At 36.2% G+C, this 24,821-nt stretch carries 26 protein-coding genes and 1 pseudogene; 3 read left to right on the forward strand and 24 right to left on the reverse strand.

The window, feature by feature from the left end:
* Positions 1 to 4 precede the first annotated feature (4 nt).
* From C564_RS0117195 to C564_RS0117210, 3 genes and pseudogenes are all read right to left on the reverse strand, one after another.
* Positions 5 to 1,664, reverse strand: a pseudogene (locus C564_RS0117195) (T7SS effector LXG polymorphic toxin).
* Positions 1,661 to 2,023 (reverse strand): DUF3958 family protein, encoded by a 363-nt coding sequence (locus C564_RS0117205; protein ID WP_018766156.1) that lies wholly within the window; start codon positions 2,021 to 2,023, stop codon positions 1,661 to 1,663. Before C564_RS0117205 ends, C564_RS0117195 begins: the two are co-directional and overlap by 4 nt.
* 40 nt (positions 2,024 to 2,063) lie before the next feature.
* Entirely contained in the window at positions 2,064 to 2,339 is a 276-nt protein-coding gene (locus C564_RS0117210; protein WP_018766157.1) for a TIGR04197 family type VII secretion effector, read from the reverse strand.
* A 231-nt stretch (positions 2,340 to 2,570) separates the two neighbouring features.
* Between C564_RS0117210 and C564_RS0117215 the strand changes: the two genes are divergently transcribed.
* From C564_RS0117215 to C564_RS32165, 3 genes are all read left to right on the forward strand, one after another.
* Positions 2,571 to 3,665, forward strand: a complete 1,095-nt coding sequence (locus C564_RS0117215; protein ID WP_018766158.1) for a response regulator aspartate phosphatase — start codon at positions 2,571 to 2,573, stop codon at positions 3,663 to 3,665.
* On the forward strand, positions 3,665 to 3,958 hold the full coding sequence (locus C564_RS0117220) for a Phr family secreted Rap phosphatase inhibitor (RefSeq protein ID WP_018766159.1): 294 nt from the start codon (positions 3,665 to 3,667) through the stop codon (positions 3,956 to 3,958). Before C564_RS0117215 ends, C564_RS0117220 begins: the two co-directional genes overlap by 1 nt.
* A gap of 106 nt (positions 3,959 to 4,064) precedes the next feature.
* Entirely contained in the window at positions 4,065 to 4,910 is an 846-nt protein-coding gene (locus C564_RS32165; protein WP_018766160.1) for a hypothetical protein, read from the forward strand.
* A gap of 1,409 nt (positions 4,911 to 6,319) precedes the next feature.
* Here the strand turns inward: C564_RS32165 and C564_RS0117230 are convergent.
* The 21 genes from C564_RS0117230 to nusB form a co-directional block, all read right to left on the reverse strand.
* A complete protein-coding gene (locus C564_RS0117230; protein ID WP_018766161.1) occupies positions 6,320 to 6,904 on the reverse strand; it encodes a recombinase family protein in 585 nt (194 codons plus the stop codon).
* A gap of 472 nt (positions 6,905 to 7,376) precedes the next feature.
* Positions 7,377 to 7,718, reverse strand: a complete 342-nt coding sequence (locus C564_RS0117235) for a hypothetical protein (protein WP_018766162.1) — start codon at positions 7,716 to 7,718, stop codon at positions 7,377 to 7,379.
* 366 nt (positions 7,719 to 8,084) lie between these two features.
* Complete coding sequence (locus tag C564_RS32170; protein ID WP_018766163.1) at positions 8,085 to 8,555, reverse strand: helix-turn-helix domain-containing protein; 471 nt, start codon at positions 8,553 to 8,555, stop codon at positions 8,085 to 8,087.
* A gap of 140 nt (positions 8,556 to 8,695) precedes the next feature.
* Positions 8,696 to 8,839, reverse strand: a complete 144-nt coding sequence (locus tag C564_RS36795) for a hypothetical protein (protein ID WP_001200133.1) — start codon at positions 8,837 to 8,839, stop codon at positions 8,696 to 8,698.
* Positions 8,839 to 9,528 (reverse strand): hypothetical protein, encoded by a 690-nt coding sequence (locus C564_RS0117250; protein ID WP_018766164.1) that lies wholly within the window; start codon positions 9,526 to 9,528, stop codon positions 8,839 to 8,841. Before C564_RS0117250 ends, C564_RS36795 begins: the two co-directional genes overlap by 1 nt.
* Positions 9,518 to 9,745, reverse strand: coding sequence for a hypothetical protein (locus tag C564_RS0117255; protein WP_018766165.1), 228 nt, complete (start codon positions 9,743 to 9,745; stop codon positions 9,518 to 9,520). The genes C564_RS0117250 and C564_RS0117255 overlap by 11 nt, the downstream gene beginning before the upstream one ends.
* Positions 9,742 to 10,029, reverse strand: a complete 288-nt coding sequence (locus C564_RS0117260; RefSeq protein ID WP_018766166.1) for a helix-turn-helix domain-containing protein — start codon at positions 10,027 to 10,029, stop codon at positions 9,742 to 9,744. The genes C564_RS0117255 and C564_RS0117260 overlap by 4 nt, the downstream gene beginning before the upstream one ends.
* Positions 10,030 to 10,411: 382 nt before the next feature.
* On the reverse strand, positions 10,412 to 10,717 hold the full coding sequence (locus C564_RS0117265; protein WP_018766167.1) for a hypothetical protein: 306 nt from the start codon (positions 10,715 to 10,717) through the stop codon (positions 10,412 to 10,414).
* An 817-nt stretch (positions 10,718 to 11,534) separates the two neighbouring features.
* Positions 11,535 to 12,509, reverse strand: a complete 975-nt coding sequence (locus C564_RS0117270) for a tyrosine-type recombinase/integrase (protein ID WP_026008603.1) — start codon at positions 12,507 to 12,509, stop codon at positions 11,535 to 11,537.
* Positions 12,510 to 12,662: 153 nt separating this feature from the next.
* Complete coding sequence (spo0A, locus tag C564_RS0117275; protein ID WP_003208448.1) at positions 12,663 to 13,457, reverse strand: sporulation transcription factor Spo0A; 795 nt, start codon at positions 13,455 to 13,457, stop codon at positions 12,663 to 12,665.
* A 287-nt stretch (positions 13,458 to 13,744) separates the two neighbouring features.
* Positions 13,745 to 15,046 (reverse strand): SpoIVB peptidase, encoded by a 1,302-nt coding sequence (gene spoIVB / locus C564_RS0117280; RefSeq protein ID WP_003208450.1) that lies wholly within the window; start codon positions 15,044 to 15,046, stop codon positions 13,745 to 13,747.
* A gap of 118 nt (positions 15,047 to 15,164) precedes the next feature.
* On the reverse strand, positions 15,165 to 16,904 hold the full coding sequence (recN, locus tag C564_RS0117285; RefSeq protein ID WP_018766169.1) for a DNA repair protein RecN: 1,740 nt from the start codon (positions 16,902 to 16,904) through the stop codon (positions 15,165 to 15,167).
* A 272-nt stretch (positions 16,905 to 17,176) separates the two neighbouring features.
* Positions 17,177 to 17,626, reverse strand: coding sequence for an arginine repressor ArgR (argR, locus tag C564_RS0117290; protein WP_018766170.1), 450 nt, complete (start codon positions 17,624 to 17,626; stop codon positions 17,177 to 17,179).
* 142 nt (positions 17,627 to 17,768) lie between these two features.
* Entirely contained in the window at positions 17,769 to 18,608 is an 840-nt protein-coding gene (locus C564_RS0117295; protein WP_018766171.1) for a TlyA family RNA methyltransferase, read from the reverse strand.
* 3 nt (positions 18,609 to 18,611) lie between these two features.
* On the reverse strand, positions 18,612 to 20,504 hold the full coding sequence (gene dxs, locus C564_RS0117300; RefSeq protein ID WP_006095948.1) for a 1-deoxy-D-xylulose-5-phosphate synthase: 1,893 nt from the start codon (positions 20,502 to 20,504) through the stop codon (positions 18,612 to 18,614).
* A 99-nt stretch (positions 20,505 to 20,603) separates the two neighbouring features.
* Positions 20,604 to 20,831: a hypothetical protein gene (locus C564_RS32175; RefSeq protein ID WP_018766172.1), complete on the reverse strand. Its 228-nt coding sequence runs from the start codon at positions 20,829 to 20,831 to the stop codon at positions 20,604 to 20,606.
* Positions 20,832 to 20,848: 17 nt separating this feature from the next.
* Positions 20,849 to 21,742 carry a polyprenyl synthetase family protein gene (locus C564_RS0117315; RefSeq protein ID WP_018766173.1) on the reverse strand — a complete coding sequence of 298 codons (894 nt, stop codon included), beginning with the start codon at positions 21,740 to 21,742 and terminating at the stop codon, positions 20,849 to 20,851.
* Positions 21,742 to 21,972 carry an exodeoxyribonuclease VII small subunit gene (xseB, locus tag C564_RS0117320; protein ID WP_016116257.1) on the reverse strand — a complete coding sequence of 77 codons (231 nt, stop codon included), beginning with the start codon at positions 21,970 to 21,972 and terminating at the stop codon, positions 21,742 to 21,744. Before xseB ends, C564_RS0117315 begins: the two co-directional genes overlap by 1 nt.
* On the reverse strand, positions 21,962 to 23,320 hold the full coding sequence (gene xseA, locus C564_RS0117325) for an exodeoxyribonuclease VII large subunit (protein ID WP_003208458.1): 1,359 nt from the start codon (positions 23,318 to 23,320) through the stop codon (positions 21,962 to 21,964). The genes xseB and xseA overlap by 11 nt, the downstream gene beginning before the upstream one ends.
* Positions 23,321 to 23,346: 26 nt before the next feature.
* Positions 23,347 to 24,207, reverse strand: coding sequence for a bifunctional methylenetetrahydrofolate dehydrogenase/methenyltetrahydrofolate cyclohydrolase FolD (folD, locus tag C564_RS0117330; protein ID WP_018766174.1), 861 nt, complete (start codon positions 24,205 to 24,207; stop codon positions 23,347 to 23,349).
* A gap of 22 nt (positions 24,208 to 24,229) precedes the next feature.
* A complete protein-coding gene (gene nusB / locus C564_RS0117335; RefSeq protein WP_018766175.1) occupies positions 24,230 to 24,622 on the reverse strand; it encodes a N utilization substance protein NusB in 393 nt (130 codons plus the stop codon).
* Positions 24,623 to 24,821 lie beyond the last annotated feature (199 nt).

Consider the following 24,821-nt stretch of genomic DNA (forward strand, 5'->3'; position numbering starts at 1 on the left):
GTATTTATTCTCCTTTAGGGTAGATATTATATTTTGGTATAGGCCAGCTTATGTCTGCACTATCTCCATCTTGTAAGTGTCTAGTTAATGTACGTTGTGTATTAGTTATAGCTTTATGATATGGATGATTTTGTATTAAAGTTAAATTTTCAAATGCGTTTGTTCCTCCGTCATCTAAAGGAAGATTATGATGTACTTGCCACCCTACTGGAGGTCTTCCTTGTTTCATTAATTCTATATTACCATCTGTTATTCCCGCTTTCTTAAGTTCAGTAAGCTTAACAGGGTCATTTACCAAGGATTTAAGAAACTCTTGTCTTACCCTGCTATCAAAAGCTTTCCTAAGTTGTTCAAATTCTTCTCTAGGTCTCTTAGTATAAGTAATTTCATCAACTCTGACGTCTTTAAGAGGTACATCTTTGCCGTATAATTTGCCAACAAAAACGTCACCGTCCGTAGTACTTTTAGTATATTGATAAGGCGATAGTTTATCCTTAGCTGTTTGATAAGTATCAACAAAGCTAGATTTTAAAGAACTTCCACCAATACCTGCAAATGAAAATTGATTTCCAAAATTAAAGTTAAAATTATTTAATGAATTTAATGTATTTCTATATGTTGCGGAATTAGTTATCAGCGACTTTCCTTTTGTAAAGCCTGTAACGACTGCTACTTTCCCTACTTGTCCTGCTTTACTAAGACCTTTATCACCAAGTAAGCCCACTCCTAATGATGTTATACCATAGGCAGCGTAATGCATTCTGCTTTCCATATCCCCATTCCAAAAATTATTTATAAACGAATCTGAAAAAGTATTCCACATTGCAGGAAGAGTTTCATCGTAGTTTACAATCGCATCCCGCATATTCAACCAGGTTTCTTTATCGCCTAAAGCTACGAACCCTTCCCATGCATCTTCAGCACCATCTACAAAACCAGTAGAAATGCCAGTCCATGCGTCTCCTAAATCTTTTTTGAAATTATCCCATTCTCTCTCCAAATCGGATTTCGGCGGAAGTTTTCCACACATTGCCCCTTCTTCAATTGAATTATCCGCTTTACGTGCCCTCTCTTCTTCTATCGTTTGAATAGACGTTGCCCATTCCATATTCAACCCTTGCGTACTAAATGTACCACTTGCAGGACTAAAACCTTTACCACTTTGTACCTCTGCTAAACCTGTCGCAATGCTAGCAGCCAGTTGGAGTGCAGTATCATAATTACTACTAGAAGTATAATTGAATTCATGTAGATGTTCCAATTTCTCTTGCAGTTTCCTTTTCATCATATCAAAAATACCCATCATCGCTTGCATACCTGGGAGGACAGTACTAATCCCTTCAATACCAGCTTTCGTTCGTTCAATCCCTTGGATTTGTTCTAATATTTCTTGTTCGATTACATCGGTTGAAGCCACCTTGGATTGAAATTGACTTGGAAAAGCATCATTCTGACGAATTAATTCTTCACATAGGTAAATGATTCCTTGTGCTAAAGGACGAAATGTCTGTGCAAAGTAGGTTTTTGCACTATCATAAGTTTGCCCCTGCAAAAGCTTCAATCGACTGAATTGCTTGTTCCATACCTTGAATGATAGCGTTACATACAGCGTTCATGCTTTGAGTTTGGCTTTGTACTTCTCCTAAATACATATTTAAACTCATGCATTGACCTCCCTTGCTAATCGTTGTTGCTGATAGGAAAGGTCATTTTCTAAGTCACTAAGGTCTCGTTTTTCCTTAAGCAACGTTTCTTTTTGATTTTCCAATTCAAATGTGAGTTTTCGTTCCATTTGTTGTGCATCTTGACGCATATTCATAAAAAACAATGACATTTCTCTATCTCTATGCCAAGTGCCTAAAATACGGTCAAACAAACGATTATTTTGATTTTTCCATACATGAAAATCTTCTTCTGCTTGTTCCTGTGTTTGAATCGCAGATTGATTTCGATTCGGTTCTTCAAATACACTTCGTAATTTTTGATTTAATTGATTAATTTGTTTTTCAATATCTTGACTCATCTTTTTCCCCCTATCTTTTTACTTTATGTAGGTTATTACATTAGCGAAACGTATTTTGAAGTTCTTTATCCATTCTCTCAAACTCGTTAGCTACCAAATGAATATTATTAGCCGCTTGTTGAAAAGCAGCAGAAAATTGTCTTGTTAAATCTAAAACTTGTTGATTCGCTTCTTGTGCTTGGGAGTTAACAGATAGTGTTGTACGCGTCGCCTTTTTTATAGAACGACTTGTCGCACTTTGGATTGTATCCGAAGCATTCCTCATTTGAGTAGCGATTTGTTGTGCCACTTGAACATTACTTTGAAATTTTCCCATCGCTTAAATCCTTTCTAGTTCCGTATTCATCAAGAAAATTATACCATGTTAAATCATTCTACTGTTCCAAATATTTGAAATTACTAACAGGTAGAATGAATACGATTCGTTATATACTTGAAAATAAAATTGTTAAACAAATGTTGAGAAATATTTAAATTTCATTTCCATTAAATTCTATTCTTGCTATCATTGTTTATAAGAATATTCAAAAAAAGGAGAGGGGATTTCATGAACGTTCAAATGAAAGGGAATGAACTAATTACAAAGCTACTTCATGAATGGTATCAAACCATGTTACAGCAACATGTTTCAAAGGCAACAAATTTAAAACAAGAAATTGAGGATAAGCTTTCCGATATAAAGAAAGAAGAAAGTCTATCATTATATTACTCCTTGCTAGATTTTAGGTACAAGGTACTGACTGATGGTTTAAGCATTACAAAAGATAGCTTTAATGAAATTAACTCCTTTGATGTACCCAATAACAGCTTTCTATCCTATTATTATCACTTCTTCAAAGCAATTCATGCCACATTAACTACAAACTATACTGAAGCTAATGAACATTTTGAGAAAGCTGAAAAACTCTTAATGTATGTGCCTGACGAACTTGAAAAAGCTGAATTTTATTATCGTTTTTGTATTTTCCTTTATCATTTCTACCAACCAATAGAATCAATTCAATATGCAACAAAAGCAAAAGAAATTTTCACTAATAATGAGGGCTATGAATTACGAATTGGATTATGCGATAACATGTTAGGTGCTTCATGTGTTTATTTAAAACAATTTGAACAGGCGGAAGAAAAGTACAATTCAGCAATAGACACTTTCCAAAAGTTCAATGAAAAAGAACTGGTTTTAAGCGTTCGTAATAACTTAGGTTGGTTGTATGCTAGTCAAAATCTATCTACTTTAGCTATTCGTCATTTATCAGAAGTAACAGAGAAAAAACCATCTCACTTTAAAGCTATTTTCTTACAAGCTAGGGAACATCATAAACTAGGTGAAATAAATATTGCTTCAGAGTTAATTGAAAAAGGTTTAATAATTTGCACTGAAATAGGAAATACAGAATATACACATCATTTTACAATTTTAAAAGCACTGAATAACAACGCCCCAGCAGAAGAATTAGAAAAGATTATTCTTGAAGGAATTACCTATTTCGATAAAGAAACCTTATATAACTACACTCAAGAATATGCGGAGAAATTGGCAACAAAGTTCTTTAAAGAATCTAACCATATTAAAGCAAGCCAATACTTTAATAAAGGATTGGAAGCTAGGGAGAAAACATTTGAGAAAGGGGCATTAAAATAATGTTTAAGAAAATTAAAAAGATTGGTTCTGTTGTTTTAGGTTTATCCGTTATCGGTATTGTATCCGTTGGCTTACATAGTTCATTCACATATCAAGCAGGTCACGCCGACACACCTGCACCTCAAAGACCTGATTTAGCATTAAATATAGGTGATACACCTGCACCTGCCGATAACAAAGGTGACTGTGGAGGTTCACCTGCTGAAAACCGTGGTGACACTTGGTCTCCATCTCACGCACATGGAGATACTGGTTCTCCTGCATATAACCACGGACGCCCCCTGTACCTATGAATAAGCATATTGAAACAAGAATTTAATTAATAAAAAAGAACGCCCTTTTATAAAGGTGACGTTCTTTTTTATCGGAATTTAATCATGAAAGGACTGAACAGAGAGAATGTTTGATGAATTAACAATTGATACAATTAGTAAACTGCCACCTGCGTTGACAACCATTATAACTACCCTTATAGGTCTACTTATACCAGCTGTATTATATAGTGCTAATCAACTTGTAATAGCAGCAACAACTAAGGAAATTGATAAATTATATTTAAATAAAGCCACACAAGTAAAATTGAATTTTTGGAATGTGGTTTTATCTACACTGTTAGGTGCTTTTTTATATCTATTTGCTGCTGTGTTTTTTAACTTTGGAGTATATGATAACCTTAATAAAACTTGGAGTAACAGCGAAAAAGTTTGGTACATCGGAGGAACTGTAATTATTAGTGTTATTCTATTACTTGTACTGTATTTGCTATTTTTGTTTTCTCTGCATAAAAACAAGAAGTTTAATATTATTCTTAAAGTTTTAATTTTCCTTCAAACTGCAAGTAGTGTAATTATTTTTTCCTATCTCATTACTAATCAAATTTTTAGGAAGTGGAATTATGAGATGATACCTTCCATAATACTTCTTATTTTAATTTTCACATGTATACAAACCATAATGAATAACCTAACAAGAAATAAGAAACCTTCACAATATATTATTAATATCGTAGCCGAAGAAAAATTAGAAAGTTTAATCCACGGTTACGCACTTGATGAAAAACGAACGGTTTGTTTTGTAGAAGGTATAAAACCCGATGAGGTTTTTTATGTATGTGATTTTTCATCAAAGGTTTTTGTGAAGCATACAAAAAAACCTGAAGAACATGTAACTGTCACCCAAACAACACCTGTTGAGAATAATAACATTTCAGCTGTAAACAACGTAGAACACGCTAGAGATATTTAATATATAAAAGAACCGTAAATTGGATTACTTGATTGCGGTTCTTTCTTTTTTCTCTCGCTAGGGGTGTTGCAAAATTAGAATCCGTATTATAGCAAGACACATTAAACATATTCATACTACTTACCAAAACCATCAGCCACGGCTAGGCTGGCTGTTATTGCCTCGTTATTTTCAATAAAAGCTAAAATAAAAAAGGTGTTCCCTATAAGAGACCCCCCATAAGAAACACGTCAAATAAATTACCACATTGTTAATGTACTTTCATAATACTTATAGATAGCCACGGTTACAAATGGTAATAATTGTTACAAAAAGTTATGAAAAGTTTGGTGTAATTTTTTGAAGAGGTTTTTCCGAAATACAAACTGAAATTTCATGAATACCCCTTGTTGTTATTTTACAAATAATGTAGAGGTGTGCTGTTCTTTGCTGGATTTTGGTAAAAACTTTAGGGAAGCTGGTAAAGGCTTGCTTAATATTGTTACAACGCATTATACAGTTTACACATATATGTAAAGGAAGACAGTTGAGAACGGTACAGTAAAGCCATTACGAAGACATATGACACCCCGAGGTTTCCCAACCCCGCCGTAAAATTTTTTTGAACGACATGGCTATTTACAAAGGGAAGAAACTTGAACCACCCTTCCCCCGTAAAATGGCATGAAAAAACACACTAGTAATCCACCTACCAGTGTGTTGTCGTTCATTATACCGCTAGGACTGTTTTAGATTTAACGGTATGGGGTCATAACATGTTGACCCTGCTAAAAGAAGTAGCTACTTTCAGTATAATCATTTTCTTAAATATTCACTAGTCCGAGTTTAGAAAAGTGATGTAGAAATGTTCAAGACGTCAGAACATAGCCACCTAGCACGTGTCCCCCTGTGGGTAGGGCTTACCCTTGTCAAAAAAGATATGTTAACTACCTATCAATCCAGCGTACCACCTAACGCACCTAACACCTTCATATAGCGTCTTCATTATGACTTCATGTTTACTTATTCTTATTATCATGTTTGTATGTTGCCTTGTGCGATGCGTTGGTGTATGTATTACCGTGTGACTATGCCTATGTACTGTACTGCGTATGCCTGTGTCTTCCTTGCCGTGCCCGTCTTCCTCGCTGTGTCCTCGCACTAGGTAGGTGTGGGCTGGGTGTGGTAGGTACTACTGTGCTTTGGGGGTGCAGCGTACTGGGTAGGCGTGGTACTGGTACATATACTACACATACGCCTACTACACACGGGGCACACAGGACACCGTACAGACGGCTGTATACAGGGCGTTATAGCGTCCATTAACCGAATAGAAAGGGTTATTTCACAAACGCCGTACAAGGCTGATAGACGCCTTAAAACGAATGTATTAAATCCCCTATAAAAAAGTCCATAAAAAAAGAAAGGCATTATTTCAGCCCTTCTCGTTCTAAGATTTTATATAAAGTACCAGTGCCCACTTTATAAACTTCCCTGATATGCCTGATAGACTTACCTTCCTTATACGCTTTAACAATTTCCTGCAAGCGTCTTTCTTCCTTGCCACCTTCCACTAATTCAGCCTTACGCCCTTTAAATTTTCCTTCAGCCTTTGCAATAGCAATGCCCTCTTTTTGCCGCTGCTTAATCATTCCTCTTTCAAACTGTACCAATCCTGAAAATATTGTTAAAAGAAACTCATTCATAGGATTATCGCTGGAAGTATCTAACCATGTTTCATTTATGGACTTTAAACCAGCACCTTTATTTTTAATTTGTTCAATGATTTCTAGTAAATCTTTTGTAGAACGTGATAGGCGGCTTATTTCATGTACATAAACCGTGTCACCCTCCTGCAAGTCTTCTAATAACTGTTTTAGCTGTGGGCGTTCCATCGTAGCCCCTGAAACCTTTTCTTCATAACCAATCGTACACCCAGCTTCTTTTAATGCCTTTTTTTGCCTTGCTGTATTTTGCCCTTCGCTACTCACTCGAATGTATGCAATCTTTCTCATGTTACCGTCCCCTTTTATGTAATCGTTACTGTTAGTATACATTTAATTTCGGTAACAGTCAAATGGTAACGTTTTAAGTAAGCTGTAACCCTTGCTACTACTGGTTTTTCAAATTCCTTCCATTCGTTACTGTATGAGTAAACCCTATCAGTAACAGTAATGTATCACGTATATTTTAGAACAGGCTTAAAATTAAGCTGTTTAAAGGCATGGGGATAATACTTGTGGTTTCTTGCTAAACTAAACGGGATAAAAAACGTCTCTAAACACATGTGTAGCATGGGCTGAACTTCCACCTATCACCCAAAAAAGATTTTTCAAATTCACAATATTTCACACAGGCAAGCGGTGTTATTTCACCTATTTCAGCTACTACAATGTAAATTATCGTCAAGTGTGGTAGATAGTGTGCAAATTAGATTGTCAGGCTAAAGGGACAACATGCCCACTTAGAAGTAAATAACCCCCACCGTTAACCAGTAGGGGACACTTCTTTTCGTAACTTGTTTTTTATCTTCTCAATATCTGCTAACCTTCTTTTACGTATCTTATCGCTTTCCACTACCATGGTAACAAAACAATGGTGCTGCAACTCTTCTACCTCTCCTAGCATATTTACCGCACGATTGTAAAACACTTTCCCACAAATGCGACATTCATGTTTCACTGCTACTATTACATTTATAGGACGTTCCTTAATTGTAATAAAACCCTCATATTTATCATCAAATAACTGCTGGTATTCCTCTTTATCAATTGTTTTAAAGCTATCTACTTTGTAACTGTTAATTTGTTTTTCTACTTCTGTATACATATTAGTCCCCCTATTTACTGCACACCAAACAGCCCCCACAATGAAGGTGCGGCGGCGTAATCTTGTCTTATCTTTTTTCTTTATTACTTATCCATAGTATTCTTTTAATTATTATTTCTTTAGTTCTTATGATAGTAGAGGGCTTGCCCTCAAATATAAGTCTTAATATTGTAAGTCTTTGTATGTAAGTATTTATAGGGTATACATTTTGGACTTCATTTTCATTAAAATTGTACTTACCCCGTTATAATTTTTATACATACATACGTCATGTGACTTACATAATGTGTGTGATTAATAAACTTTCTAAATACTGTCATATGAACGTTTTAACAAAACTATTAATCACACTATTAATACCTGTCCCTAACTGGTTGGTAAGTTGTGCTTTTGCATTTCCTTGTAGGCTAGGAACTCCGCTTTATGTTGTTCCGCTTCCTCTAATTTCTTTGCCTTCTCTTTCTCATAGGCCTCTGCTTCTTCTGGTAACTGCTTGTACAATTCCTCTCGTACTAGTGGCTTGAATACGTAGAAAATTTTCTTGTTTAAAAAGTATTTTGCACGCTTCCTGCTTATTAGGTCTGCTTTTTCCAATCGTTGTAAAGACGTAACCACAGTCCCTTTACTCAATCCCGTTGTAACTTCTAACTGCACATTAGTTGGGTATGCGTATCCCATTTCTGTATTGTGGTATGCCAGTAAAGTCATGTACATTACAACGTCACTATGCTTAATCAGTCCCAGCTGTAAATAGGCGTGTAAATCTTTTGGGAAGTGTTCAAAATTCCCCTCAATGTTCCCCTTTGCTAGTTTCTGTGTTCCTCGAATTGTTGTCATATTAGTTCCTCCTTTTGTGTGTGCCTTTATAGGCATATACATATGAAGTACCGAATTAACCTGAAAATAGGACACGTATGTATGTGATTAATAAAAAAAAGAAGGCAAGCCGCAATGGCTGCCTTTACTATTTCATATATTTATTTTGTTTTACCTTCAGCTTTGTCTTTTGCTTCTTGTTCTAACTGTAGTCCTAATGAAAGTAGGGCAAATGGTGGTAGTCCTTGCAAAATACTAGCATCACCTTGTTTTATTTTATCTAATATTTCTTTGCTGTATTGCATTACTCATTACCCCCTTCTTCTTTACAGTAGTTACGTACAATAAAGCTATTACTCTTAACAGTGTTATGCCCATTTCTAGCTTCACCAAAATGTGAAGGCATAATCTGAAGATATCCAATTTCTAACGGTGTTTCCATGTTAATTGTTTTATTTCGGAAGTTGTAAGCTTCAGTGACCGCACTATCACCAGCTAGGCAATTATACACGTCATGTTCAAATTCTTTTTGTTCTGCTTCAAGCATTTTACTAACATCAGCAACGCAGTCCATTACGTCAGACAGTGCTACACGTACAGCGGCATTCATTCCTTCTTTAAAAGTGTTACTTAATTCATTACGGTCTTTATCAATAGCTTGTGCAACTACTGGGGCATGTTTTAAACGTGCTTGTGTTTTACGTTCCTTAGTTTCTTCTAAAAAGAAATCTAATCCTTGTAACTCTTTTGATAAATGTGCCTGTTCATTTTGGAGATAAATACGTTCACCTAAATCAAAAGTTGCTTCCATATCAACAAGTACTTTTGTTAGTTGTAACTGTTTTTCTGCCTTCTGTTCCTCAATACTAGCAGCATACTTTTCAATATCAGCCATATCTTTCTGAAACGCTTGAATAGCTTTCTTTGTATGACGATGCGGTTTGTAACCTGCAATTACTTTATCTAATTCTTCACGATTAATCTTAAATAACATTTATATTATCCCCCTTCATTTGTGCCTGCTGTTTCTTAGCAAGCTTTACAGCTTGTATAGCTACTTTCGTTTCTTTTATGCTAATGGCTGTTTCCATTTCAATAGTCCGTAAATGAAATAGCTTATCTAACAGGGCATTTGCTTTACTGTCCAATTCTTTAGCGTTATAGCCCTTAATTAAAATAGCTGCACATAGTTTTTCTACTTTCTTTGTCATACTTTATAACCACGTCTAGCCTTAATTTCCATAAGTTTTTTATAAGATTCAATCTCGTAACGGTCTATACGATATGCCCTAACCAATTCACGTACACGGGCGTATACGTTGGGACTGAAGTCCTCGACTTTGCCGTTTTCATAATCACTAATCATCTTTTGACTGACACCAAGCTTTTCAGCTACAGAAGTTTGAGTAAGGTTTCTACTTAATCGAACATATCTAAGCATCTGCGGCTTAATTTCGGGCTTGTATGGTAAGTTTGAATAGTCGTTTCCAATCATTATTAAATCCCCCTTTTATTCATTAGTTTCTTTCTTCCTTCTGCTAGTACAAAAAATAACCCCTACATCAAATGACATAAGGGCTACTTACCAAAAGCACAACTTAAAGGAGAATGAGTTTAAGAGGAAACAAAAAACCACACACAATAAAGTATGCGGTCTAATAAGTTCCCTATATTAATGTGTACGAAACACATGTCATTTACAGGTATATTTTAGAATAATTTCTCATATCACACTACATATTGCAAGGGTGCTTAAGCACTTCTTCGTCAAGTGGTTTCCCTTATAAAAACAGTAAAGCAAGTCACCGAGATTGCGATTTCTAGGCGATTAACCTTGTTTATACGTATAGTTGTACCACTAATCACCTTGTACAGTCCTACTTTTCCTTTTCAGTTTTCTTCTTTCCTCCTGAACCAGTGACAGGATAAGTTACCCCATCTGTTTCTCTCCACCCTTTCCAAACTCTATCGTTATATCTTTTATTTACTCTTCCCATTCTTTGTTGTTCTGCTTTCGAATAAATACCATCATTCTTTAAAAGTGCTTTAACAATCCCATCTGATTTCTTTATTAATTTCAACTCTTCTTCTGTCAGCAATTCCCCTCTTTCTTGCTTCTCCCTTGCCAACCTCATAGCCCTCTTTTCCCTCTCTTTACGTGTTTCTTTTTTCTTCTTAGCCATATTGTCCACTTCCTATCTATAACTTATCCAAACATCATATATAGTTCTTACTCTATGTTTCGTGTATGTCCTTCTTTCCTCTAACCGTGGTTAGTTGTAGTTACTTTAATTTTCCTCTATCCGTCGCTAGTGGTAGAAATTCTTTTAAATCTTTTAAATCTCTTGACCGTTTTAAACGCCCTTTGACATGGTGAAGCGGGGATTGTAGAAACGGCTGATAGCATAGTTATCCCCTAGTTTTCAAAGTTAAAAATAACTAAGAAAGCTAGAAAGGATAAGTACTATACATGGCTTGCGTTATGCAGTGTCCGTATGCGTAGCCCTATTCACTCAATGACTTTCATCATATACACCCTTTAACAATGGCTTGTCCCTTGCATATCGTCCCACAATGACAAACTGAATGTATTCCCTAGCACCGTAATGCTAACGATAACCACCCGAACCTTTCAGAGAATCGTCTCTAGGTAAGTTCTCACCTACTCTCACCGAATGAATAGGAATCCAGTGAGAGGTGCTATCCTTGTAAAAGCATACTAAGTACTTTCCGCACGACCGATAGCAAGCCAATCAGTTTTTAACGTGGTTTACAGGCAATTCCACCTTCGGAAATCCTGTAACTCAGCACCTAAAAATGGCAGCACTTAAGAAGCCTTGCATTCCTCGAATTTTTTCGATAAAATGAAGGTACTGAATGACAAGATTGTCCGTTATTTAATTGTTTTTGAATGTACGGAATATCCGTTATTTAGTTTTGAATTTGAATTTAAACTTAACTTTTGGTCGCCTACTGCAATAGGCGGCTTTTCTCTTTGCTTTAAACTTTCAAGTGATTTAATGGTGAATGTTTTTGATACTTCTTACCTATTTCTGAATCTGTAAAATCTAAATAAGCTTTTTGTGTTACCTCTACGCTTGAATGCCCTAAAATACGTGATAAAGACACCCAATCCCCACCGTTTAACAGATAATATTTTGCAAAGTTATTACGTAATTGATGTGGGTGAATTGATACTCCTACTTTTTTACCTGCTTCACGTAAAGATTTTTCAAAGTTACGGACTTCCAATTGTGTTCCTCGAATTGTAGGAAACATATAATCACTATCTGAATAACGGTCACGGTACAGCAACCAACGTTTTAAATCATTTGCCATCTTAAATGAAAAATAGACGTATCTTTGTTGTTTGTTTTTGGGATTCTCGATTAATATCGCTTTATGCTTAAAATCAATTTTTTCAGGAAGTAACTCTAAACACTCTGATATCCTCATTCCTGTATCCAATAGCAATCGAGTAACAATCCAATTGCGATAACCATGAAATGTTGTAATATCGAAAACTCGTAATACCCTTATAATTTCATCTTCTGTTAACAAAGGTTTTTGCTTACGTATTGGTTTAATGTTTTGAATACTTTCAACAGGATTCGTTTTGATTTCCCTTTCCACTTCAAATAGAAAATTAAAAAACACTTTAATATTCCGTAAATAATTAGCAATTGTCGTATCGCTAATTGGCTTTTTATAGTCAGTTCGATTATGAGGACGATTAATCTCATTAGCCATCGTAGAAGAAGCAACAGTATACTTCCCACGTTCTCGTAGATACTTAATATACTGCCGAATATGTATAGGCTTTACCTTTCCTGCTTCCTCCACTTGATACGTCTCTCTCATGTACAATAAAAATAAATTTAGCGTCTGGTCATAACTTTTCAATGTTTTAGTGGACAAGTTTTTGCTTGAACAATACAGCATAAAATTTTCTATCTGTAATTCAAATTCAGTCAAAACAAAAAACACCGCCTTCCATTAGTTTGATTTACAAACCAATAAAAGACGGTGCTTGTTAAACTCTATTAACGTTATTTGTTGGTACAAAAAGAAGTTTGTTGGTAACTTTACATTACCACTAAACATTCAAAATCATTACTATATCAACGATTAACTCGCCTTATGTTCAAGCCTCAACTTATCTGCAACCATTGCGATGAATTCGGAATTCGTAGGTTTTGCTTTTGACATCGATACAGTATAACCAAATAAGGACGAGATTGAATCAATATTCCCACGACTCCACGCTACTTCAATCGCATGACGGATTGCGCGTTCCACACGGCTTGCTGTCGTATTATATTTTTTCGCAATATCCGGGTATAAGACTTTCGTAATAGAGCCAAGAAGCTCGATATCGTTATATACCATAGAAATTGCCTCTCGCAAATACATATATCCTTTAATATGAGCTGGTACACCAATTTCGTGAATAATGCTTGTAATACTCGCATCTAGATTCTTCGGTTTTCCATCTACTGTTGTTGCAGATCGGAAAGATGGTAGTGGACGTTTAATTGTAGTATTCGTTTTACCGCTTACTTGACGAATATGACCCGTTAAATTTTCCATATCAAATGGCTTTAAAATGAAATAAGAAGCACCTAAATCAACTGCTTTTTTCGTCACATCTTCTTGTCCAAATGCCGTTAACATAATCACATTCGGCTGTCTTAGTCGTTCAATATGACGCATTTTTTCCAGCACCGCTAAACCATCTAAATGTGGCATAATAATATCTAAAACAAGTACATCAGGTTGTTTCTCCTTCAGTAAATTCAAACACTCTTGACCATTATAAGCAATTCCGATTACTTCCATATCATCTTGAGCAGCAACATAACTTTCTAACATTGATACTAGTTCCTTATTATCATCCACAAGACACACTTTAATTTTCTCCACAGCTTTTCCTCCCTTACCGAATCGATTCTCCCGACATGTGTAAGCTTCTAGGCTACATGAATTGTTCGACAATTGTGTGAAATTTCCCTTTTAAAGTTTCTTAATTTCCGATAAAATCACAAAAAAATATGTTTATCGTTCATTTATTTTCTTTCTTTACACATTCCATCATAGGTTTACAACGAAACGTTCACTCTTTTCTTTTATTTTACAACAAAAAACAGCTCTTGCGGAACTTTTACAAAATTTCAACGAATTTCTCAAGAAAAAAAGCAAGCCGATGTTAATCAGCTTGCTTTTTTCTCTTGCTCATAAATATTAATTCCAGCTTCATGTAACATCCATTCAATATGGACACCATACCCTGAAGTTGGGTCATTCACAAATACATGTGTAACAGCACCAATCATTTTTCCATTTTGAACAATCGGACTACCACTCATCCCTTGAACAATACCACCTGTTTTAGCCAACAAACGTTTGTCTGTAACTTTTACAACCATTCCTTTTGTAGCTGGGAACTTTTGTGGTACCGTGCTTACGATTTCAATATCAAATGCCTCTACTTTATCTTGATCGATAACTGTTAATATTTTCGCTGGCCCTTCTTTCACTTGATGAGATAATGCAATCGGCATTGCTTCATCCATTATGCCATTTTTTATACCTGTATTTAATTTACCAAAAATACCAAAAGGACTATTTGTTGTAATATTACCAATCACTTCACGATCCGGTGAAAATCTTGCTAATTTTTCTCCTGGATTTCCATGACTACCGCGTTCGATAGAAGTAACTGTCGAACGAACAATCTGTCCATCTTCTACTTGAATTGGTTTTTTCGTATCATTATCAGAAATAACATGACCAAGCGCTCCATATTTCATCGAATCCGGATGAACAAAAGTCATCGTTCCAATACCAGCAGCTGAATCACGAATATATAAGCCAATCCGATAAGACGATTCACCATTATCTTTTTCTGGTGTTAGTTTCGTATGAATATACTTACCATCTCGTAATAAGACGAGGTTAAGCGGTTCACCTGTTTTTCCGCTATCATGAATAAAAGGTGCCACATCGCTCATTCTTTCAATTGTTTTTCCATTAATTTCGGTAATCATATCCCCAACTTGTACACCAGCCACTTCTCCAGGCGATACTTTCCCTCTCTCTGTTTGAATTAAATGATGTCCAACAACAAGTACACCTTTTGTATTCAATTTCACTCCAATTGATTGTCCACCTGGAATCACTTTAAAATCTTTTAATACTTTCACATTTACCTTTTTTACTGGAAATCCAGCAAGTTGAAAAACCATATCCGCTTCACCATTTTGATGCGAATTTACTACAAGTCCAGATTTCTGTTCTTTATTTGAACTCACTGTAAAAACATGATGATTTGTCGATGAAGCCTGGAAAACTGGAAATGATGCTATTTCGGATTGTTGACCCTCAAAAATAACGAGTTGCTTTGGGGATGAAATAAACGTACGAAGCGGTTTAAAACATCCAATAAAAATTAATGAAACAAGGAGGCAAAGACCTATTATTTTTCGGAATTGCTCTAATTTCAATTCATTCACTCTCCTCGCTCCTACCCCACATTCAGCCTAACGACTTCATCTTTTAATTTCTCCTTGCAACGCTTTGTTTATAACCGGAAGAATCAAGAAATCGTCATTTGAGCAAAAAAGCTATCCATTATTGGATAGCCTCTGCTGTCTGTTTAAAACGATGTGCTTGCGTAAGTAACTCTTTCGCATGTTCCGTCGTTAAATCGGTAATTTCCACGCCAGAAATCATTCGAGCAATCTCCGTTACCTTATCCTCTGTACTTAATACAGTAACTGATGTAATCGTCCGATCATTCGCAACTTGTTTACGGATAAATAAATGTGAATCCGCCATTGATGCTACTTGAGGTAAGTGCGTAATACAAAGTACTTGTGAGTTTACAGATACACGATAAATTTTTTCCGCAATCGCTTGTGCCACTCGGCCACTCACTCCCGTATCTACTTCATCAAAAATGACCGATGCAACACCTTGATGCTTAGAAAAGATACTTTTCAGAGCTAAAATAATACGAGATAACTCTCCACCAGAAGCTACTTTTGAAAGTTGTTTTAATGGTTCACCTGGATTTGTTGAAATATAAAATTCCACATGATCGTATCCATCTGCCGTAAGTTTCACTGGTGTCCCTTCTAGGAATGGATCATCATGGCTTCCTTCTCTTTTCTTAATCCTCACTTCAAATTTCGTTTTTTCCATATACAATTCTTTTAATTCTTGGTGGATTGCGTTCGTAAGACGATCTGCAAGTTGATGACGCATATTGCTCAATATTGTTGCTTCCTTCAAAATTACACTTTCTAATTCTTTTAATTTCTTTTTCGTCGTTTCAATATGTACATCTTTATTTTCGATTGTAAAAATTTCTTGCTCTATTTTATCAGCATACGCTAAAATCTCTTCTACAGTATTTCCATACTTTCTCTTTAGCATACGAATTTCATTTAAACGCGTTTCAATTTCATCTAAACGATTCGGATCATATTCCATTATATCTAATCTTTCACGGAGCTGATAGGCAACCTCTTCTAATAAGTAGTAGCTATTTGCAATCGAATCATGGTTCTCTTGATACGCCTCATCTAGGTGTGTAATACTCTCCATTTGTCCCATCGCATTTCGCACATGATCAAGTCCACTACCATCTTCGCTTAACGAACGGTATGCATCACCAAGCGCTTTATAAATCTTTTCGAAATTAGAGATTTTTAATCTCTCTTCCGTCAATTCATTTTCTTCATCGACTTTCAAATCCGCTTTACGAATTTCTTCGTGCTGGAATTGAATTAAATCTAAGCGATGTGCCATCTGCTGTTCATTCTCTGTTAAGGATTTCAGTTGTTTTTTTAACTGCTCATACTCACCGTATACGCCCTGATATATTTCTAATTGGTTCACGATACGATCTCCATCAAAATGATCGAGCATAAACAAATGGCGTTCCTCATTCATCAAATCTTGCGTTTCATGTTGTCCATGAATATCAACAAGTGTTTTCCCAATTTCTTTTAATATACTCAATGTAACAAGTTTACCATTTACACGACATACACTTTTTCCATTCGCAGCGATGTCACGTTTTAAAATGATCATCCCATCTTCAATTTCAATATCCAGCTCTTCAGCTTTCGTAATACATGGATGTTTATCATCCTCTATATAAAATAAACCTTCAATTTCAGCTTTTTCTGTTCCATATCTAACAAATTCTGCTGAACCGCGGCCACCAACAAGTAAGCTGATTGCATCAATAATAATTGATTTTCCGGCACCTGTTTCACCACTTAAAACTGTTAAACCTTTTTGAAAAGAAATATTTAATGACTCAATAATAGCAAAGTTTCTAATCGATAATTCCGATAACAATGCCCCATTCACCTCGTTATAAACTAATCCCCTAAAAAGGGCTTTCGCTAAGCGCTTTTCACTCTGCGTTTATCATATATATTGTATGTATAAATTACTCTTCTAGCCCGCTCCATTGTACCAAACATTCGTTTTACGGGTCAATCCATCGATTTCCTAACTTCATTCTAGAAAAACACCATATTTCACTTCACATTCATCTATTTTTCCTAGAATAAAAAATATCTTGTTTACTTTCTGCTTTTAGCAAAAGAGTAAACAAGATTCTTTTGTTACAACATATTTAAGAAACGATCTGATACAACACCTGTATCCTCAGGCGTACGGCAAATAATTAAGCAAGTATCATCACCACAAATGGTTCCAATAATCTGATCCCATTCTAAATGATCAATAAGTGCTCCAAGCGCGTGCGCGTTACCAGGTAATGTTTTTAACACAAGCATATGTCCTGCTGTGTCTAACTTTACAAACGAATCGACTAGATTACGTTTTAATTTTTGCAACGGGTTAAATCGTTGATCTGCTGGTAAGCTATATTTATAGCGACCATCATGCAATGGCACTTTTACTAAGTGCAACTCTTTAATGTCACGCGATACAGTTGCTTGCGTTACATTAAAGCCTTCATTACGTAAAATATCAACTAGTTCATCTTGCGTTTCAATTTCTTTATTCGCGATAATTTCTCTGATTTTAATATGGCGCTGACCCTTATTCATACATTTGCACCTCACACTATCTCTTACCATAGTTTAAACATTGGTATACTTCACTTATTTATGTTAACTTATAATCGTTTACTTGTACATAATTGTTTTTACAATCATTATACAATTCCAACAAAAAGAGGAACAACAACCGTTATTCCTCTTTCCCTTTTTGTTTTAAGACCTCATGAGCTTCTGTTACAACTTGCTCTACAGAAACCAGAGAATGCTTTTCGCCAATCTCACGTTCACCATGCCACTTTAAATGAACTAAAAACTCAATATTTCCGTCCCCACCTGTAATTGGAGAAAATGTTAAGTTTTCAACATCATACCCTTCTTTTATTGCGAAATCAACAATCATTTCTACGACAGCTTCATGAACTTTACGATCACGAACGATGCCCTTCTTCCCGACCTGCTCTCTTCCAGCTTCAAATTGTGGTTTAATTAAAGCCGCAACATCACCATTTGGAGTCAATATCGTTTTTAAGACTGGAAGAATTAATTTTAACGATATAAACGAAACATCAATGCTAGCAAACTGCGGCAAGCCACGCTCTAAATCAGCCGGTGTTACATAACGAAAATTCGTCCGTTCCATAACAACAACGCGCTCATCTTGACGAAGCTTCCAAGCAAGTTGATTGTACCCTACATCTAAAGCGTAAGATAACTTCGCACCATTTTGCAGCGCACAATCTGTAAAGCCACCAGTTGATGAACCAATATCTAACATAATTTTATCTTGTAAATCAAGATGAAAAGTCTCTAATGCCTTCTCTAACTTATAACCGCCACGGCTCACATATGGCATAACTTGTCCTTTTACCGTAATCGGTGTATCTTGTGGAATTTTTTCCCCTGGTTTATCGAGTCTCATTTCATTTGCATATACAAGACCCGCCATAACAGCGCGTTTTGCCTTTTCACGCGTTTCTATAAGTCCTCGTTCTACTAATAGTACATCTACTCTTTCTTTTTTTACACTCATTTGTTACGCCCTTTTTTGTTTTGATGGAATCATTGTATGAATACGGTCCACAACAGCATCTGTCGTTAAACCAATTTCTTCTAACAACTTTGTAACACTACCGTGTTCAATGAAATGATCTGGAATTCCCATTCGTTCGATTAAAGCACTATGATACCCATGCTCAGTAGCAAATTCTACTACACCTGTACCAAATCCACCGATTAAACAAGCTTCTTCAATTGTTAAAATCGGCATATTCTTACCTAGGAGTTCATGTAAATATGATTCATCCATCGGCTTAATAAAACGAGCATTCACGACTTTCACTGAAACTCCAGCTTTTTCGAGACGCTCCGCCGCTTCCAGCGCCATCGGAATCGTTGTACCAAATGTCAAGATTGCTGCTTGCGTACCTTCTTTTAAGGTTTCCCATGTACCAATTGGAATAGCTTTGAGTTCTTCATCCATTTTAACTCCAAGTCCATTTCCGCGCGCATAACGCAGAGCAATTGGACCATCTTCATATTGCATTGCCGTATATACTAAATGCTGCCCTTCATTTTCATCTTTCGGCATCATGAGCACCATATTTGGCAAGTGGCGTAAAAACGCGATATCAAATACACCTTGATGCGTTTCACCATCTGCTCCAACCAATCCAGCACGGTCAATTCCAATGAAGACATTTAAATTTTGACGGCATATATCATGAACAACTTGGTCATATGCACGTTGTAAGAATGTTGAATAAATCGCTAAGAACGGCTTCATTCCTTGCGTTGCCATCCCAGCGGCCATCGTTGTGGCATGTTGCTCAGCAATTCCCACATCAATCATACGATCTGGAAATTCTTGATGAAACTTTTCAAGCTTAGAACCAACTGGCATTGCTGGTGTAATCGCAACGATACGCTCATCAGTTCTTGCAAGCTTACGAACTGTTTCACTTACAACCGCACTCCACGCCGGTGCAACTTCTTTTGGCTTTACAAAATCACCAGATTCGATTTTATATGGTCCTGTTCCATGCCAAGTTCCAATCACATCGCTCTCTGCTGGTTTATAGCCTTTTCCTTTTTTCGTAATCACATGAACAAGTACCGGGCCTTTTGTTTTCTTTGCATATTGAAGCGTTTCAAATAAGTTTTCATAACTATGCCCATCAACAGGACCTAAATATGTAAACCCTAACTCTTCAAAGAAGACACCTGATACAAGTAAATATTTTAAGCTATCTTTTACTTTTTCTGCGGTTGCTGCAACTTTCCCGCCAACTGCTGGAATTTTCTTGAGTAAATACTCTAGTTCATCCTTCACCCATTGATATTTTCCAGCTGTACGCAGGCGACCAAGAACGTTATGAAGAGCTCCAACATTCGGAGCAATTGACATTTCATTATCATTTAAGATAACAATCATATCTGTTTTTTCATGCCCGATATGGTTTAATGCTTCTAAAGCCATTCCACCAGTCAAAGCACCATCCCCAATAATTGGTATAATACACTCTTTCGTTTTCTTTAAATCACGTGCTAAAGCCATTCCCATTGCAGCAGATAATGAAGTCGAACTATGACCTGTTTCCCATACATCATGCTCACTCTCGCAACGTTTTGGGAAACCACATAGACCTTTATATTGTCTTAATGTGCCAAACTCTTTTGCACGCCCTGTTAAAATCTTATGCACATAGGATTGATGTCCTACATCCCATAAAAATTTATCTTTTGGACTGTCAAATAATTTATGCAGAGCAATTGTGAGTTCTACTACACCTAAGTTAGGAGCAATATGTCCACCTGTTTGAGAGAGCTCTTCAATTAAAAACTTCCGAATATCCTCACTCAATGCCTCTAGTTCGCTGATAGACATATCTTTCAAAAAACTAGGGTTTTGAATTTGCGTTAGATCCACATGGATCACTCACTTTCGTTTCATAATCTGTCAATATGGCAAATATTACAAAAAAACATTTGCACAACACAAGAAATTCTTCAATATCATTCCTATTTTCTATCCTGCTTGAGCAGACAATTCGTCATCTTTCTCTACATTCTTAGAAAACGAAGTATCCCTTTCAAGTAAGAAGCCTACATGAATCATAGCTCCTCTATCCGATGAAAAAAGAGCCGCTAACACAAAGTGATAACGGCAACGTAATCTAGATATATTTTTGCCAATAACAAGAAAAGAAAAACCTTTTTCTACATTTATACCACAAAATAATAAATGACTCAACAAATGAAAACGTTCTTACATTAGTTATTACGCTTTGCGATTAAATCACAAATAGATAATAAATACTCATCTTGTAATTGTAAAGATGCTATCGCATCTTTCGCTTTAACAATTGTTTCTTCTAAGATACATTTTGCCTCATCTATAGTAAATAACGTCGTATATGTACTTTTTTCATTGGAAGCATCACTACCAATTGGTTTTCCAATTTCTTCTTCCGTACCTTCTACATCTAAAATATCATCTCGAATCTGGAAAGCCAGACCAATATATTTTGCAAATGCAAGTAGTTTCTTCTCTTGTTCTGGTGTTGCTCCTGCAAGTACCGCTCCTGCAAGCACGGCATATTCTAATAACCGCCCTGTTTTATGCTTATGAATATATTCTAATTCACTAAGCTCAAGCCGCTTTCCTTCCGCTTCCATATCCGCTACCTGTCCAGCAACCATTCCTTCTGGTCCAGCTGCTTTTGCAAGTTCAAGCGCAAGTCTTAGCTTTGTTTCTGTAGAAATGTCTTGATGATGATACGCTGTCACTACTTGGAAAGCATGTGTTAACAAGCCATCTCCCGCTAAAACGGCCATCGCTTCACCAAACACTTTATGGTTTGTTGGTTTTCCCCGTCTTAAATCATCGTCATCCATACATGGTAAATCATCATGAATTAACGAATAGGTATGAATCATTTCAAGAGCACAAGCTGCTCCTATGCCCAGTTCTCTTTCCTTTTCAAACGCTTGCAACGTTGCAAATAAAAGTAACGGACGGAGACGCTTTCCGCCTGCTTCCAATGAATATGTCATCGCTTCGCGAAGTACCTTTGGACATTGTAATTGATTTGCATAGCGTGCAAGCTGCTCCTCGACGAAAGTTTTACTCTCTTTCACAAAAGCATCAAAAGCTACATATGCCACTATGCTTCATCTCCTACAGCAGTAAATGGTTTAAGTTCTCCATCTTCTCCAAGGATAACTGCCATTTGTTCTTGTACATCTTTCAATTTCTCATCACATAGCTTAGACAACTCCATACCTTCTTTAAAATATGAAATCGCCTCTTCTAAAGGAACATCGCCTTGTTCGAGCTTAGAAACAAGATGTTCAAGCTGAGAAATTGCTTCTTCAAAGCTTAATTTATTTTCCATTGTTCAATTCACGCTCCTCTATGCCCGATACGTTACAATCTAACACTCCATCTTGTAATTGTACTGAAACAACATCACCAAGGTCGACATCTTTCACACTTTTTAACACTTGCTTTTTTTCACTATATACGAGCCCATATCCTCTCATCATTACTTTAAGTGGACTTAGTGCCTCTAATTTTTGAGCCGCCCTCATAAACGCAAACTCTTTCGTTTGCAGTAATGTTTGCATTTCACGTTGCAATTGCTTTTGCAACGTTTCTACCCTTGTTTTTGTTTGTACAATCTTTTGAGAGGGATGATGCTTCTCCAAATAAAATGAGAGCTGTTTTAACTGATTTACCTTTTTCTCTACATAGCGTTCTTTCACCAAAATAAGCTGTTCAAGAGTACGATCTAACTGTTCTTCTTTTTGCTCATACACTTGCTTTGGATAACGAAACGCATACGATTTTTGAAGTGTTTGCAGTTGTTCTTGCTTTTTATGTAACATCTCTCGCATTGTCCTTTGCAGGCGAAGGGTTCGTTGTAACACTTTCTCTTGTAATTCAATTATATTTGGTGCTGCAAGTTCTGCTGCTGCCGTTGGAGTTGGTGCACGTAAATCTGCTACAAAATCAGCAATTGTAAAGTCTGTTTCATGTCCAACTGCCGAGATGATTGGAATTTCACTTGCAAAAATCGCCCGTGCAACCATTTCTTCATTAAAGGCCCATAGCTCTTCAATGGAACCGCCCCCACGACCGACAATCAAAGCATCTATATCCTTCATCTCATTCGCTGTTTGAATCGCTTGTACAATTGAGGGAGCCGCAGACTCCCCTTGTACAAGTACCGGAAATACAATCACATTCCCAATTGGATAACGACGTTTAATCGTCGCTATAATATCCCGAATCGCAGCTCCTGTTGGAGATGTAATGACACCAATTGTTTTCGCATAGGCAGGGATTGGCTGTTTATAAACTTGAGAAAACAGCCCTTCTTCCTCTAATCGAACCTTTAATTGCTCATAAGCTAAATGAAGATTACCAATTCCATCAGGCTGCATATCATGAACATAAATTTGGTATGAACCACTTGCTTCATAAACAGAGATTTTCCCTTTTACAAGTACTTTCATTCCATCTTCTGGTCTGAATTTTATATTGCGATTATGACCCGCAAACATAACCGCTGCTATTCTTGCATTTTCATCCTTTAATGTGAAATACATATGGCCACGGCTATGACATTTAAAGTTTGAAATTTCTCCTTTTAACCAAACAGACTGCAAATGCGGGTCATACTCTATTTTTGTTTTTATATAGCGTGTTAATGCTGTAACGGTTAAATATTGCTTTTCCATCTTTCTCTCCTCATAGCCGATTCAAATTATTTACAAACAACTCCTGCGCGTTTTGCAGATTCTACTGTATTATGAAGGAGCATTGTAATTGTCATTGGGCCGACACCTTTTGGTACTGGTGTAATGTAACCCGCAATATCAAGTACATTTTCAAAGTCAACATCACCGCACAGCTTACCTGTCTCTAAACGGTTGACACCAACATCAATTACAACTGCACCTTCTTTTATATAGTCAGCTGTTACCATTTTTGGTCTTCCAACAGCTACAATTAAAATATCAGCTAACTTTGATAATTCTTTTATATTTTCCGTTTTGGAATGGCAATATGTTACAGTCGCATTTTCATTTAAAAACAGCTGTCCCACTGGTTTTCCAACGATATTACTTCTTCCGATTACAACAACGTGTTTTCCTGAAATATCAAGATTTGTTTCTTTTACTAATTCTACAATGCCATGTGGTGTACATGGAAGAAATGTATCTTGACCTGTCATCATACGGCCAACGCTGATTGGATGGAACCCATCTACATCCTTTTCAGGTGAAATTCTTTCAATGATAGCTTTCTCTTCAATATGTTTCGGTAAAGGCAATTGTACTAATATACCATTAATACGGTCATCTTCATTTAAGCGATCAATTTCAGCTAACAAACGTTCTTCTGTAATTGTATCTGGAAACTCAATTAACTCTGAATAAATTCCAACTTGTTCACAGCCCTTTTCTTTTCCTTTTACATAAGAACGAGATGCTGGGTCTTCTCCAACTAAAATAACGGCTAATCCTGGTACAATCCCTTGCTCTTTCAACTTCACAACTTCTTCTTTCAATTGTGCTCGTTTTTTCTCCGCAACTTCATTTCCTTTGATGATTACTGCTACCATTTAAGATTCCCCCTTAAAGAAATTACAGTGTGTCTTTTATATTAGATAAAACGCCGTTTATAAAACGACGAGATTCCTCATCCCCAAATGTTTTTGCAATTTCAATTGCTTCGTTAATTGTTACATTGTGTGGAATTTCTTCCATGTACTTCATTTCATACACAGCTAGACGTAAAATACTGCGATCTACAATACTAATACGTTCTAATTTCCACTTCTTTAAATTTTGACGAATTGCTTCATCAATTGCTTCTTTATGTTCTACACAACCAACAACAAGTGATTCTAAAAACTCATTTGTTTCTTCGCCTTCTTCTAGCGTATTTTCCACCGCTACTTCCGGCTCTAATTCTCCAGTAATATCCATTTGGTATAATGCTTGCATGGCTCTTTCTCTAGCCGTCCTACGTTTCATTGTAACTCTCCTTTATACTTCAAGTCTTTCCTTATGTTTTGTTATATTATTATAATTTATAAGCCGTCAATTTACTTACTCTTACAGTTTTCATTGATTTTTCAACCTTATAATACAATGATAATAACACAATTTATCGTTTCATACACGAGTTACAAGGCTGAAAAATAATAAAAAGATTAACTTCAAGTTCCATACC

This window comes from Bacillus sp. 105MF, from assembly GCF_000374885.1.
Lineage (GTDB): Bacteria > Bacillota > Bacilli > Bacillales > Bacillaceae_G > Bacillus_A > Bacillus_A pseudomycoides.